Here is a 14796-nt window from a genome sequence, read left to right as displayed (position 1 = left end):
TCGCCACCCGATATGAAAAACTTGCAGCCAATTATACAGCTATGATTACGATCGCCTGCATTTTGTTGTGGTTATAGTTTGAAAACACGCCCTAGCGAGGAGTACGCCTCGCGAACGAAGTTTCAGATTTTGGTGCGTAATACTGTTTGACTTTAATTAAATTATGATACAAATACGTTGGTGTCAACTTAACGTAGAATTTAGGCTTGGCAAGCTTTTGAGGTTTGACCCTCACCCCCAGCCCCTCTCCCAATTTTGGGAGAGGGGAGCAAATTCTCTAGTTCCCCGAATCCCAAGGTTGGAGAAGGGGTTAGGGGATGAGGGCAAAACGCCTTCTCAAAGCAGATTTTTTGTGAAGTTGACACCAATGGGCTTTTTCTGTGCCCCTACGCGAAATCTATATGTATCAGGGTTTTAGTGAAATGGTATAAGTCCAGTTAAATTCAGTCGCTAGTAGGAGGAGACACAGCACAATATTTATTAAAATAGTTCAGAAATATTCTAAACTACTTGGGAACAGCAGATGCCTCTTCACAAACTTGAACATTTTGACCCAGACTATCGAGAAACTTTTGACGGAGACGACGTTAAAGCGCTAGAGCTTTATACTGAGGGAGGAGAGAGAGTTGGCTCAGTGGCCGATGTTTTAGTTGATGACGATGGTCATTTTCGGTATTTAATTATTGATATAACCTTAGATTTTCTTACTAAGAAAATATTACTACCCATTGGTCTTTCCCGAATTGATTATCCTGCAAGACGCGTTTATGTTGATGGGTTAAGCAGGCAGCAAGTAGAAAGTTTACCTGATCACAAAGAAGACGCGATCCTTAATAATGATTATGAAGAAAAGGTACGTAGTGTATTTCGTTCTCCAACCAGTGGTGTAACTTACGATCGCGATACATACAATTATCAGAAAGAACCAGCTTTATATGGGTTAAATGAGCAATCTGATCAAATTTTTAAACTTTATGAAGAACGATTAGTTGCGAACAAACAACGCATAAAAAGCGGAGAAGTAACGCTTGGTAAGCACATTGAAACAGAAACTGCAAGCGTTACAGTAGATATTCAAAAAGAACGAGTTCTGATTGAGCGAGTTGTGCCAACAGAAGCAGGAAAGGTTGTAGATCCCAGTGAACTTCAGTTCCAAGAAGGAGAAGTAGCACGCATAGAAGTGTACGAAGAAACGCCTAAGATACATAAAGAAGCGTTTGTGCGTGAAGAAGTCCGAGTTAAGAAAGTAGTAGAACGAGAAACTGTGGAAGCACAAGACACTATTCGCCGAGAAGAGTTAGATCTTAATACTGTGGGTAATTTACATGTCGAAGAAAATCGTCCCACTACAGATGAAGCTATTTAAGTAGCTGGTCAATAAATTTGTGATATTATTTGAAAATAATCATGCAGGCAAAGTTAATTTTTATCTCTGCCTGTGTTTTTTTATTCAACAACAAGACACCTGACTTATTAGACAAGTTGGAAATTTTGGCCTTTACAAAATTTACATTCTGATAAACCCTGTAGAAATGCAAAATTTTGCGGTGAGTATTTTAATATATACGGCGAATTCCATGCACCAAGGCTAAACATATTTTTACAAAAGTTCAGATGCTCCCAATTTCGCATCTTTAGTTAGCCATAGATAGAACAATATCTATAACTTTTGATTATTGAACCATTGAAATAATTCATTCGGCAGAAGGAGGTAAACAAGTAAATAAATGTATAGTTTAGTTATTAGTAGATGAAGAGAAAATTTTTGAGGTAATATAATGGTTCTCTACAAACTGGAAGATTTTGAGCCTAACTACCGGGATACCATTGAAGGCCAGGACATTAAGGGGCTTGGGGTTTATACACAAGGAACTGAGGAAAAAATTGGCACTGTCAGCGATGTTTTAGTGGATGAAGAAGGTCATTTCCGCTATTTCGTCGTTGACTTAGGCTTCTGGATTTTTGGTAAAAAAGTATTACTACCAGTTGGTCGTGCCCGTATCGACTATAACAGTGATCGCGTCTACACAATTGGCTTGACTAGAGTGCAAGCAGAAGATTTACCTGAGTTCAATGAACGCCAAAGCCTTGATTATGACTATGAAGAACGGGTGCGTGGTGTATATCGCCAACCCACAGACTACGCCCTTCCTCTAGAAGCTTCATTAGCACAACCGGGAGACTACGCCCTTCCTGTAGAACCAGCATTACCATTGCAAGCGACAGCACCAGTAGATACAACCTATAAGCAGCCGATTACACCTACTTACAATCGTGATAGCTACACTTACGAAAATGAGCCTTCTTTATATGGGTTAAATGATCAAGATCATCAAACTCTAAGATTATATGAAGAACGCCTGATTGCTAATAAGAAACGCCAAAAAACTGGAGAAGTAACGATTGGCAAGCGTGTTGAGACTGATACTGCACGGGTTGCAGTGCCAATAGAAAGAGAACGAGTTGTGATTGAGCGTGTCACTCCAGCAGATGCAGGTACTGCCGCTTCTGGGCGCGGAGCAGATTTTCGTGAAGGCGAAGTTACTCGGATAGAACTCCACGAAGAAACTGCGGATATTCGCAAAGAAGCATTTTTGCGTGAAGAAGTCCGAGTTAAAAAAGTGGTAGATCAAGAGACAGTTGAAACTCAAGAAACTGTGCGTCGTGAAGAGTTAGATGTTAATTCTGGTAATCTTCCGATTGAAGAACGCTAAACAACGTAGTTATTAGTTAAGAACCAATAACTAATTTGACAGAGTACAGGTGGGGCTGTTTAATTAGCTTTGCCTGTACTTTTAAAGGGTCAAAAATAGATTTAATATAGCTAACTAGAAAGCAGTTCAGAAGTTTTGCATATGAATAGCTAACCGATGACCAAAAACATTGGACAGGCAAATACGAAGACTCGCACTAGCACCTCACTAGCAGATTTAAGAAAGAAGGTGAAGAATTTTGTTGTCATCGATAGGCAAGGTGAGCTAGTAGGAGTAGTTCATGATTTAATTGTTGATGCTAATCGCCGGCTAAACTTAATTATATCTAACCAGGCGAATCAAGAAACTCTAGAATATGGTCAGCAGTTAGCTAATAAACATCCTTCTTTATTTCAATTGCAGAGCCAGAGAATAAAACAAATTGACAAGCCGACTAAATCTGTTTTCATAGACTTAAACAAATCAGAAATTGAATATATGCCTGAATATTTAGAAGCAGAAACACCAGGCGATGGCACACTATCAGAAAACTCAACCAAGCAACTAGTCAATAATCAAAGTACAAATAGCCCAGTTGAGCCAGTAAATTTAGAATCGGTTAACGAACAACAGATTATTCGTTTACTAGAAGAACGACTAGTTGTTGAAAGCAGTAAGCGTAAAGTTGGTGAGGTGATTGTTCGCAAAGTCATCGAAACTCGGATGGTACAAGTTCCTGTCCGGCGTGAAAAGCTGATTGTGGAACAAATTAGTCCAGAACACAAACAACTTGCAGAAATTGATTTAGATGAAGGGGAAATTCTTGGCGTTGACTTGACCGAAGTAGAAAGACTTGAAGTTACACGCTTTGATAGCGGTTTAACGGTAAGTGGCGAATTTAGTTCCCCTAAAATTGCTAGTTTATTATTGAATGCGATCGCACTAGAGCAAAATCACGGATGCAAGCAGGTGCGAGTGACGATTGTTATTGAAGATGAGTCACACCAGAAAAAATACCAGGAGTGGTTTGACCGATGTTCTAAAAGTCAATCATTAAAGCCGGAAAAATAAGTTTATAGCAGATAAATTAGTGGGGTGGGCATTGTCCACCCTATTTTTTTACTAATTTAAGAAAAGAAAGTTAAATTTTCGTTCCTTTGCGGGTAAGTGAAATGTCTCGAAAGCAACTTAATTTACAATACTAAGCAGTTGCCGTTTTTTTGGCTACTTGCAATGAAATTTCGACTAAAGAGACTTTCACCGAAGAAACGACAGCGTTTTATCCCACTGATTCAGATTCAAGTTCGAGATGGAAAATTTGAGATTATGGGTATGGGTGCATGGTATTCCTACTGGCGTGATCCTTACCATCTGCTGCTAACGATTCCCTGGACTGCCTTTTTCATCCTGGTTTGTACTTTCTATGTAACGATTAATGCTCTATTTGCCCTAGCTTACTTGATAGGAGGAGATTGTATTGCCAACGCCCGACCTGGCTCTTTTTTAGATGTCTTTTTCTTTAGCGTGCAAACCCTAGCATCCATCGGCTATGGGGCAATGTATCCTAAAACAACTTACGCCAACATTATTGTCACCATTGAAGCAATGATCGGTTTGATGGGAATTGCTGTGATGACAGGACTAGCCTTTGCTAGATTCTCCCGACCTACAGCCCGTGTGCTGTTTAGTCGTGTTGCTGTAATTACATCTCATGATGCGATGCCGACTCTCATATTTCGCACCGCTAATAAGCGTCGCAATATGATTCTGGAGGCGCAGATGCGAGTTTACTTAATGCGCGACGAAGTAACCTTAGAAGGGCAGTTCATGCGTCGGTTCTACGATCTCAAACTGCTGAGGAACCAAACACCTAGCTTCACGTTAAGCTGGTCGGTGATGCATGTCATTGATGAGTTTAGTCCTCTATATGGGGTGACACCAGAATCCTTAACCCAGACAAATACTATGCTGGTGATCTCTTTGAGTGGCATTGATGAAACGGTTACACAGGTCGTCCATGCCCGTCATAGCTATGGTGCTAATGAGATTTTGTGGAACAATCAATTTGTCGATATCTTCCACCACGCACCCGATGGACATCGCTACATTGATTACAACCGCTTCCACGATGTTTTCCCTTTAGATGAAAAGAGTTAAAATGCCTGAAAGTTACTCAGAAGTCTGATTGAGTGGTGGTTGCAAGGGTTTAACCACAACTCGACCATTTTCAACTACAGTGCAACTTTTAACCATGCTCTTGCTGTAGTTAACTGCCACATCCTGGCACTGATTTTGGTAGCAGATATTTTGATTTTGCTCTTGTTGTTGATTGAGGACCACAACACAACACGCGCTGGAGGAGATGGACATATAACATATTTTGATCTCTATATCTATTATCGCTCTACTGATGCTGTTTAGCTCAAAAATTTGCTGCCCATGTGTTTTGATTTCTCCCTCTGCTAAAAATGTAGTAACTCGCATCAACTCAAGCCAAATGCATCTGAGATTTTCTCAAGATATAAAGTCCCTGTTGCAACGCCTAGCTGAACAACCCCTGACTCTAGGTGATATTCTATCAGAAACCTCAGAACGAGGGTTCAGCCTGGTAATTACATTATTAGTTTTGCCCTTTTTATTTCCTATGCCACCGGGATTAACTGGCCCTTTTGGTGGTGCTTGTTTACTGTTGTCAGTGCAAATGGTTTTAGGGAGGCGATCGCCTTGGCTGCCGAAAAGAATCGCTAACTACAAATTTCCTCGTCCCTTTGCCCAGTTACTTTTGCAAAATTTGGGACGTTTTACCAAAGTTTCACATAAAATCGCCCGTCCCCGATTGGCAAAAATAGCCCATAATCCTTTGATTTGGCGAATTAATGGGTTTTGTATCTCTTTATTAACAATATTACTAATATTACCAATTCCGTTTACAAATCCTATCCCCACTGTAGGTATTTTACTTTTGACTGTTGCCACCATTGAATCTGACGGTTTATTAATTGGCATCAGCTACGGCATCACTGTCCTGATTACCTTGCTGTTTGGATTTATTGGTTATGCAGTATGGTTAGCTCCCAGTTTGCTGCCATCTATATTTAAATAATAAAAGCCCCCAGCTTTCGGCTGAGGGCTGCAATTTATTAGGGTGCATCTACCATTTATTAATCCGCTTGATTGATTGCCATATCCGGGAAGATTTAACTTCTGAACAAAGTTATTTTCTTCACGTATTAAAAAATATCAGCAATAAAAAAGCCTTCAACTAAAAGCTGAGGGCTTTGATTTAATTAAGGTGCATCTACCATTTATTAATCCGCTTGATTGATTGCCATATCCGGGCAAATTAAACTTCTGAACAAATTTATTTTATTCTCAAATTAAAAAATATCAGTGATAAAAAAAGCCCCTAACTAAAAGTTGAGGCCTGTAATTTAATTAAGGTGCATCTACTATTTATATATCCGCCTTAATTATTGCTGCATCAGGAAGAATTGAAAAGAGAATGCTTTTGATTATCTTCACCAAAGATAAAATTTATTTCTACTTCCCTAGTTTCACTTAAGTAACAATAACTACCCTAGCCTCCCGGAGGATAACCTCCCGTATTTGACTAGGTAAGCATGGCTTATATTCACAATATTTTTACAAATAGTTGATATTTTCCCTGAATATACAAAGTTTCTGTCAATATTTTTGGCAGCATAACCGCAATATCACTAATTTAGTTTAGTACTTAGGTATATGACTATAAAAGTTAGATGCACCCAACTCAATGAAGCGATCGCAATTTATATTAGCCCTTGCTAGTTTTAGTATTGTCGGGGTAAGCTTTTTTCTGAGAACAACTTTTAGCAGTACTAGGGAACCTAAAATAATAACTAATACATCACGCTACAAAGAAATTCGTAATCAACTATGGTCTAATAAAGACGAAGTAAAACATTTTCCTAATGAGATTCCCACTGATGCCAAAGACGTTCGCCTTGCTTACTCTCCCCAATTTTTGCCAGCAGGTAGTTTTTTTCAAATTAGACTAAAAGAACCACCAAAAAAAATAGAAAAATTACTTTCACAATACAGTAGTAATGCAAAACACAAATATAAGGGTGGCAACACAAACGACCACATAAACCAGCCTAATGGTGTGCCGACAACTTTCTTCTACACCAGTGACTCTCATACAGAATCTTTTCCAGCTAATTATGAAATATTAGTATTAAATGCAGAGGATAAAGGTAGACCTGGCTTCAAGTGGAATCATGGAGATAGTTACGGTGTCGCAATTAATAGTTCAGCCTCAGAAATTATCTATTGGTCTGAAAAATGGTAATTAGCAATTCAATTATCCTTTTGAGGATATAGCATTTCCGAATAAGAATGAGGTACAGCTTAACCTCACCCCGATAAAGCTGTGTTTTATCTCCCCTCTCCTTAGTAAGGAGAGGGGTTGGAGGTGAGGTTTTGATATGATGTACTTCATGCACCTGGAAACCGCTATATCACTTTGGGTAGTTAAAACTTATAGCTAGCATCGCTAAGATTTTAATGGTGCTTAAAAACTATCTGAATATGTAGAATGCCAACTGCTTTAATTACTGGTGCATCTAGTGGTATTGGTAAAGCCTTTGCCCATGAACTAGCTGCACGCAAGACAAATCTTGTACTCGTTGCTCGTTCCGAAGAGAAACTAAGCCAATTAGCTAAACAACTACAAGAAGAACACAAAATTCAAGTAGACGTTATAGTTAAAGACCTCACAGAACCTAATGCAGCTGCTGCTGTATTTGATGCCACAAAAGCAAAGGGATTAACCATTGACTTATTAATCAACAATGCTGGTTTTGGTTACTATGGCGATTTTGCTGAAGGGGATGGAGAAAGACAAATTAAAATCGTACAATTAAACATTTTGGCATTGGTAGATTTAACCCATAAATTTCTACCCTTAATGCGGCAACGTCGTTCTGGAAGTATTATTAACGTATCTTCTATTACCGCATTTCAACCGATACCATACCTTTCTGTTTATGCTGCCAGTAAAGCTTTTATTCTCAGCTTTAGCGAAGCACTATGGGCAGAAAATCGTCAATATGGTGTGCGTATTTTAGTCACTTGTCCCGGGCCAATAGAAACAAACTTTTTTGCAGAAGCTAATTTTCCTCCAGCGCTGGCAAGTAGTACAAATAAAGTATATTCTTCTGAAAGAGTGGTTTGGGAATCTTTAGAGGCTTTGGAAAAAGGACATCCAACTGTGATTAGTTCTGATACTAACACTCAAATTAGAAGCAAATTATCTCGGATCGTACCGCGCAAACTTCTGCTGAATATGTTAGCAAAACACTTTAAAGCCTAAGTATATAGTTAGGAGTTAGGAGCAGAGACGCGATTAATCGCGTCTGTACAAGAGTTGGGAGCAGAGACGCGATTAATCGCGTCTATACAGGAGTTAAAGAAAGTGGTGAATTTAAAACTTCTAACTTTTTACTATTAACTCCTGACTTCTGACTTATTAGATATATCTTGTTAATTGAACTCGGTAACGGTCTTTTTTTGTAACGGCTATTTCCCCAACTTCTAAACGTCCTTTAGAGCGAATAGCAATTAAGTCGCCTGATTTTACTTGAGAACTGGCTTGAGTAACTTCCTTCCAATTGACGCGGACATCACCAGCATCAATGAAATCAACCATTTTGCTGCGGGACATCCCAAAACCAGCAGATGCGATCGCATCTAATCGCAAAGAAGCCTCCACAGTAGTTAATTCTTTTTTCTTGGGTTGCGGAACCTTTAATTCAGTTACCTGAATCTGCTGAGTTTTCACAGTAACCGATCGCACCTGGTTAAGACTCATTGACAAAAATTCCACTAACTCTGGGGCGACAATCGCCTGCGCCCCCCGTTCTCCCAAAACTATAATGTCTCCCGTCTTTTCACGAACAATTCCCGTTCCCAACATTGCGCCTAAAAAGTCGCGGTGAGAGGCAGTATCAAACAGGAAATTACCAGCAATTTCCACGGCGACAAGGCTGACTTGAGATTGATCTAAGGGAAGTTCCGAACGAGCGATCGCTATTCTTTGGCGTTCAGCTTGCGGATATCCACCCCACGCCACTAATTGCACTTCTGTTAATCGACTAAACACCCGTTGAATTTCCGCCAATTCTGGGGGAGATAGAAAATCTGTCAAAACCACTTCCCAAGTTTTGATCGCTTGTTCCGCTTGGTCAATTACACGAGCTAGACTATCTCGATTTTCAACACCTTTTAAAAGTTCTTCTCGTGGTAACATTCTTAAAAATTATGAGTTATCAATTGAAAATTAATCTGCTATAACTGTCTTGATTTTAGCTTTAATTCCCATTTCAGCAGGTTTTCATCTCTACCAATATGATTCATTCCACGGTATTTGTATCAGCATAACCTTGGATATTTTCGGGATCAAACTGACGTAATATTCGCGTTGCTTGCCGAGTTAGAGTTTCAGAACCTTGAACGGCAACTAAGTATTTACCTGCATCTAAGCGGTTACGATAAGGCAAAGCATCACCACCACCTACAAATAAACCGACTCCACCACCGACAAATACACCACCCATAGCACCACTAGCAGCACCCAGCAGTCCGCCAACGATGTGATTGCCAACTTTACCCGCCCAGGCAAAAGTATCTAAACCAGTGATCAGGCTGAATGTAAAACCGGCAAAAAAGCCAAATGGGATCAGCCAGGTTGCCATCAGTTGTGCTTGCTTTTTCGCTTGGTCTTTGGGGTCAATTAAGCCAAACTCATCAGCCGTTTTATACCCCCTCCCCAGAATAGTACTGTTTATGCCTTCTTTTTCTAAAGCTAAGTAAGCAGCTTCGGCTTGAATGCGGTCTGGTAATACGGCAACAAGGTAATTCATTGATTTTACAATTTGTTTAAGAGAACTTTTGCCTTAACTAACAGCGTATCAGTCCTGGTGGAATCAATTGCAAACCGCAATCGCGATCGCGGAGCGTCTCGTAGAGAAGCGCTGCGGCGTTCGCCCTTGGGAGAAGCCAAGGGCGAACGCTCAAGTTAAATCTATATTGGCTGATCACTTCAGCGAATCTAGTGGCTCACAAAAATGGTTCACGCCTTGCTTGAGGACATATATCAAAACTGGTGTTGCCAAAATCTTCGGAAACGTCGGCGTTGCTTTTAGATGTTCCATGATCTTTTGAAGTGAAGTATTAAGCAAATCTTCCCGATATTCTTGTTCGCAAATGACCACACGCCATTTTCTAGCCAAGGCATCTAACCATTCGGAATTTGCTCTTTCTGGTTGTTGTCCTGCCCGGATAGCTAGTGTCATCGCCGCATCTTCTAAATCTCCATCACAGTCTTCAATCAAATCCAGTGCTTCCATATCGCTGGGATCATCTGCCAATTGAGAGCGAAACTGTGCAATCTCTTGAGATGTTACTTTAGTCATGAGTCTTTGAGAAGGCGAGCGATGCCTACGGCGGTAAACTACGAACATTCAGTTATGGTACATCATTTCACAAAATTCCTGTTACAAATTTGAATTTTGATTCAAAACTATCATGAATTGAGGTTAGCCATAAACAGTAAAATACAAACATACAAAAATCTATGGTTAATATCATCGAAAACTTAGAACAGTCATATTGTGTAATCCAAATTGGTAAGGAAGTAACTGAACAAGATACTCTGAATTACCTTGCTCGCTTTACACATCTGATCAATCATCAAGAACGCATCGGCTTTGCTTTTGAATACTTAGGTGGGAAACCGAGAAAATCAAAAAATGTTGACAAAATGGAAGGTGATTGGCTACGTGGACACAAGAAAGAACTTGAGAAATATTGCTTGGGTATAGCTATGATTACTTCTCCTAGTTTGGAGTTCCTGCTACAACGAATAATCATGAAAGGATCTGGGAAGCGTTTATTTGGTTGTGATTGCGAACTATTCTATAGTTTGGATAAAGCAGAAGAGTGGTTTAAAACTCGTAGCCAAAGCAGATAATAGGAATTGGGGATTGGGAGGGCAAACGTATCTAATTTCACCAAAAAGCCTCATTTTTCAATGAGGCTTTTATAATTTTTAATTAGGAGATAAATCAGCAGTAAGGTGTTGGACATTTAACTTGCATATTACCTAGAAGTAAAACTCTTGTGGGGTAGGCCGGAAAGCTCGCCCTAGTTATGCAAATTAAAAGTACATTAGCTTACTAGCGTAGCGCTCTGAGGGTAACAGACCGTTGTAACTGAGCTAAAGCGCGGTTGTAATTCAAAATAGCTGTTACCCGATTACCTTCAGCTGTTGTGAGGTCATTTTCAGAGTTAATGACATCAGTTTGAGTACCTACACCAGCTTGGAATCGCAAACGGGCTAAACGTAGAGCTTCCCTAGCCTCTTCTAAACCAGTATTAGCGGTTTGAACATTGGTCAAACTAGATTGCTGGCTAGAATACGCTTGTTCTACCTGAAAGCGAATTTGGTTGCGCTGTTCGGCAAATTGAGTTTCGGCGATCGCAATATTAGCTTTTGCCTGATCTGCCCTTGCTACTGCTGCTCCCCCATCATATAAATTTAGGCTTGCCCTGACTCCTACTGCATAACCATCAGTGACGCTGATATTATCATTGAACTGATCTAGTAGGCTGTAGCTGGCTACCAAACTAACTTGAGGGCCTAGTGATGAAAGTGCTTGCCGTCGCTGTTGTTCGCCAATGTTACGTTGCGCCAATTGCTGTTGCAGTTCCGAACGGTTTTGAAAAGCCAGGACAATAGTTTGTTCTAGTGACTGGTTCCAAAGACCAGCTAATTCTACAGGGTCAGCTGCGCTGATATTCACTGACTGCGACAAACTTATGCGAGTAGCCAACTGACGACGGGCAACTTGCTGCTGGGAGATAGCATTAATCAGGTTTTGTTGGGAATTTGCTAAATTCACCTGCGATCGCAACACATCAAACCGCGTACCAACCCCAGCTCGCTCTAAAGATTGTGCATCACGCAAACTAGCTTCGGAGTTCTGCACAGCCGACTGGGAAATACGTACTTGTTCATCCGCTTGTTGCAGATTATAGTAGTCAGTGGCAACATTCAAACGGATTGTCTCAAACTGAGTTTCTACAGCCAGTTGATCGGAGCGCTCCTGTTCCTCTGCCTGTCTGATGGTAGCTTGCCGATTCCCAGAAGTATAAACGTTATATGTCAGTTGTGCAGATCCGTTGAAAGCTGTCGCAGGTATGCCTGCGTTAGGAGAGACTAAACCTTCCTGTTGGTATAATTTGTCCTCAAGCTGACCAGAAGCAGACTGACTGCGAGTGATATCACCAGTAAGACCAAGAGTCGGAAGCAAGGCAGCTTGTGCCTCGCGGACAGCAGCACGGCTGCGTTCTAGCTGCAATATCGACACCTGTAGATCGTGATTGTTACGCCGTGCTAGCTCTAGAGCCTGTGCCAAAGTAATCGCCTGATTTCCCTCAAGTCTTACTTCCTCTGGCTTGGTGGGAAATTGCAGGGGATTTGCATTGGGAGTGAGGTTCTCTGGAACTTGCACCGAACCTACCGATGCAGGAATGACATTTCCTGGCACATTCTGAGGTTGCACCGAACCTGCCGGTGCAGGAGTTACGTTTCCTGGAACAATTTGAGGTTGCACCGAACCTGACGGTGCAGGAGTATTACTCTGAGCTAAAAGTTCCCCAGACCCATTTTGTCCTAAACAGGTGCTTGATACTAGTAGCAAAGAAGCCGAGGAGTCAGTTTTGCTTTTCCCCAACTCCTGTGGACACCTCTGGGCTGACAACAGTTTTGCGGCTCCTGCACCTGTAGTTGAAGCTTCTAAAAATGTCTGCAACTGATTAACAGTATTTACCTGTTGAACCACTGGCGGCTGTAAAGAAGACAGGGACAAAATTTGTTTTTGGACAGAATGAGGTTTTGAAGTGTAGTTAGGAACTACTACGCTCTTTAATTTCTGCCCATTGGGGTCTGAATTACTGTTTTTTTGATTATTTTGAGCAGAACGGCTGACATCAGGCTGTTGGGAAGGATTAGAGGTAGGTATCAAACTGAAAAATCTACCTTTATCTTTCTTAATAACTTGTTCTATGGGTACACCAGTAGTTCCAGTGATTAACACTGGGATACTGTTATTCCTTAAAGGCTTCAGACTAAGTTTAGTAAAACCAAAAGCAGGTACTAGGGTTGGAACACTAACATCTGCACCATTAGGCAGTTGCGTATTCATGGTGTCCACAGCCAAGTCTTGACCAGAAGTAGAAGTCAAAACACTAGGAGAAGACGCCAGTTGTACCCCTGTTAGTTTCACAGTATCAGCCCAGGCGGGCCCAGTTGTTAAGACTGCTGCTGTCAAACCAGGTAAGAAGCTATAAAATAATTGCTGTCCTTTCACCGCATCCCCTCACACGAAAATCAATCTAGCGGCAGAAAACCTTTCTTCACCACAGAATATAGCACGATACTAAACTTAGGAAAGAATATACTACGATACTAAATTTAGGGTTCGGAACTCTGTTTGTCTTCAAAACGTCTAACAATGCGAGAAAGTTCCGCCTTTTCATCGATATTAACGCGAGTAGGAGCACCACTGATAATCCGTTCGTAGTTTCGGAAAGAATCTTTAATATCGGGACCATCCGCAGTGATATTATACTCACGAATGCCCTTATCATGCCAAGAGCCTCTCATTTTGAAGACGTTAATTACCCGCGACATTTCTCCGCGAATTTCTACGTACTGTAACATCAGAATTGTATCGGTAATCGTGGAAATATGGGAGTCAGTAATCGAATGCGCTCCCAGAAATTGCTCAGTTGTGTTGGTAAAGAAACCAGTAATTTCTTCTTGTTTAGCATAACCCGTTACACCAATTACAAACTGCCTAAATGCATTATGGCTCACTCCTCTCGCTAGTGCTGAAAGGGAATCAATGGCGATGCGAGCTGGTTTGAATGCAGCAATTTCTGATTTAATAATTTGTAGGTGGTCTTCTAAACCAGTTGATTCGGGATAGGTACAGATTATTTTGAGTAAACCTTGATGTTCTAATTCTTCAAAATCAATTCCCCAAGAGGAAGCATTACGAGATAGTTGGGCGCGTGATTCTTCATAAGCAAATAATATTACCTGTTCTCCATTCAGGCAGCCCTCTTGAATAAACTTACTAACTAACAAGGTTTTACCAGTACCGGTGGCTCCTGTTACTAAAATAATTGAATCTTTAAAGAAACCACCACCGCACATTTCATCTAAGGTTTGGACACCAGAAGATACTCTGACATTAGAAGATCGTTGACTTAAGCGCATTGCCCCCAATGGGAAGATGTTAACTCCTTGATTAGTAATTGTGAAGGGATACTCACCTTTCATATGAGTTGTGCCGCGCAATTTGAGGATTTCAATTGTGCGACGGCGGCGTTCTCCTTCTAAAATATTGCGAACAATTACGACATTATCGGAAACAAATTCTTCTACTCCAAAAGAGGCAACAGGTCCATATTCTGCACTACGTTCAGTGGTAATTACAGTAGTGACACTTAGTAGTTTCAGACGTGCTACTAGGCGAAAAATCTCGCGTCGCACTACTCCCATCGCTTCATATTGCTGAAATACTGCTGTTATTGAGTCGATTGAAACTCGTTTAGCTTTGTATTTGCGGATGGCATATTGCAAGCGCTCAATGAGCGCAGAAAGGTCAAAATTCCCCACGATATCTTGACCTTCTGGATCTGGAGAAGCATCAAGAATAAACAACTTGCCTTCTTCGATTAGGTGCAGCAAGTTCCAACCAAAAATATGGGAATTTTTAATAATATCAGTGGGTGATTCTTCAAAGGTAACAAACACTCCTGGTTCATCAAAGTAGGTAATACCGTTATAAAGAAACTGAAGAGAGAATAAAGTTTTGCCTGTGCCGGATGTCCCACTAATCAAGGTAGTTCTACCAATTGGGAAACCACCATGAGTAATATCGTCAAATCCTTCGATCATCGTCCGAATTTTTTCTACACCCCCAATTTTCGGTGGTTGCTTTGGTTCTACTTGCTCGTTTTCACTCATTGCTTGATCACAAAAGGGTATTAA

At 40.8% G+C, this 14796-nt stretch carries 14 protein-coding genes; 8 read left to right on the top strand and 6 right to left on the bottom strand.

What is annotated here, in order from left to right; genetic code table 11:
* Window positions 1-523 precede the first annotated feature (523 nt).
* From ACYTXL_RS08765 to ACYTXL_RS08750, 4 genes are all read left to right on the top strand, one after another.
* Complete coding sequence (locus tag ACYTXL_RS08765) at window positions 524-1366, top strand: DUF2382 domain-containing protein (protein WP_461924378.1); 843 nt, start codon at window positions 524-526, stop codon at window positions 1364-1366.
* 412 nt (window positions 1367-1778) lie between these two features.
* Window positions 1779-2714 (top strand): DUF2382 domain-containing protein, encoded by a 936-nt coding sequence (locus tag ACYTXL_RS08760; RefSeq protein ID WP_461924377.1) that lies wholly within the window; start codon window positions 1779-1781, stop codon window positions 2712-2714.
* 156 nt (window positions 2715-2870) lie between these two features.
* The gene (locus ACYTXL_RS08755) at window positions 2871-3764 is read left to right on the top strand and encodes a YsnF/AvaK domain-containing protein (RefSeq protein ID WP_461924376.1); all 894 of its coding nucleotides are present in this window, start codon (window positions 2871-2873) and stop codon (window positions 3762-3764) included.
* Window positions 3765-3926: 162 nt separating this feature from the next.
* Window positions 3927-4850 carry an ion channel gene (locus ACYTXL_RS08750; protein ID WP_461924375.1) on the top strand — a complete coding sequence of 308 codons (924 nt, stop codon included), beginning with the start codon at window positions 3927-3929 and terminating at the stop codon, window positions 4848-4850.
* A gap of 12 nt (window positions 4851-4862) precedes the next feature.
* Here ACYTXL_RS08750 and ACYTXL_RS08745 read toward each other — a convergent pair whose 3' ends face one another.
* Window positions 4863-5177: a hypothetical protein gene (locus tag ACYTXL_RS08745; protein ID WP_461924374.1), complete on the bottom strand. Its 315-nt coding sequence runs from the start codon at window positions 5175-5177 to the stop codon at window positions 4863-4865.
* Between the two features lie 13 nt (window positions 5178-5190).
* Here ACYTXL_RS08745 and ACYTXL_RS08740 point away from each other — a divergent pair, with 13 nt between their 5' ends.
* The 3 genes from ACYTXL_RS08740 to ACYTXL_RS08730 all read left to right on the top strand — a co-directional run bounded on the left by ACYTXL_RS08740 (window position 5191) and on the right by ACYTXL_RS08730 (window position 8046).
* Entirely contained in the window at window positions 5191-5796 is a 606-nt protein-coding gene (locus ACYTXL_RS08740) for an exopolysaccharide biosynthesis protein (protein WP_461924373.1), read from the top strand.
* 669 nt (window positions 5797-6465) lie between these two features.
* Entirely contained in the window at window positions 6466-7023 is a 558-nt protein-coding gene (locus ACYTXL_RS08735; RefSeq protein ID WP_461924372.1) for a hypothetical protein, read from the top strand.
* A gap of 246 nt (window positions 7024-7269) precedes the next feature.
* A complete protein-coding gene (locus ACYTXL_RS08730) occupies window positions 7270-8046 on the top strand; it encodes an SDR family NAD(P)-dependent oxidoreductase (RefSeq protein WP_461924371.1) in 777 nt (258 codons plus the stop codon).
* Window positions 8047-8202: 156 nt separating this feature from the next.
* Here ACYTXL_RS08730 and ACYTXL_RS08725 read toward each other — a convergent pair whose 3' ends face one another.
* From ACYTXL_RS08725 to ACYTXL_RS08715, 3 genes are all read right to left on the bottom strand, one after another.
* Entirely contained in the window at window positions 8203-8982 is a 780-nt protein-coding gene (locus tag ACYTXL_RS08725) for a photosystem II S4 domain protein (RefSeq protein ID WP_461924370.1), read from the bottom strand.
* A 103-nt stretch (window positions 8983-9085) separates the two neighbouring features.
* Window positions 9086-9595 (bottom strand): hypothetical protein, encoded by a 510-nt coding sequence (locus ACYTXL_RS08720; RefSeq protein WP_461924369.1) that lies wholly within the window; start codon window positions 9593-9595, stop codon window positions 9086-9088.
* Between the two features lie 174 nt (window positions 9596-9769).
* On the bottom strand, window positions 9770-10147 hold the full coding sequence (locus ACYTXL_RS08715) for a hypothetical protein (protein WP_461924368.1): 378 nt from the start codon (window positions 10145-10147) through the stop codon (window positions 9770-9772).
* Window positions 10148-10308: 161 nt separating this feature from the next.
* Between ACYTXL_RS08715 and ACYTXL_RS08710 the strand changes: the two genes are divergently transcribed.
* Window positions 10309-10704: a hypothetical protein gene (locus ACYTXL_RS08710; RefSeq protein ID WP_461924367.1), complete on the top strand. Its 396-nt coding sequence runs from the start codon at window positions 10309-10311 to the stop codon at window positions 10702-10704.
* 205 nt (window positions 10705-10909) lie between these two features.
* On the opposite strand, the gene ACYTXL_RS08705 is transcribed toward ACYTXL_RS08710, so the two are convergent.
* Both ACYTXL_RS08705 and kaiC read right to left on the bottom strand, forming a co-directional pair.
* Window positions 10910-13105 carry a TolC family protein gene (locus ACYTXL_RS08705; RefSeq protein WP_461924366.1) on the bottom strand — a complete coding sequence of 732 codons (2196 nt, stop codon included), beginning with the start codon at window positions 13103-13105 and terminating at the stop codon, window positions 10910-10912.
* 104 nt (window positions 13106-13209) lie between these two features.
* Entirely contained in the window at window positions 13210-14772 is a 1563-nt protein-coding gene (gene kaiC / locus ACYTXL_RS08700) for a circadian clock protein KaiC (RefSeq protein WP_461924365.1), read from the bottom strand.
* Between the last annotated feature and the right edge of the window lie 24 nt (window positions 14773-14796).

This window comes from Nostoc sp., assembly GCF_054880495.1.
The sequence above is the reverse complement of the archived record's forward strand: the minus strand, read 5'-3'. Positions and strand labels throughout refer to the sequence as shown.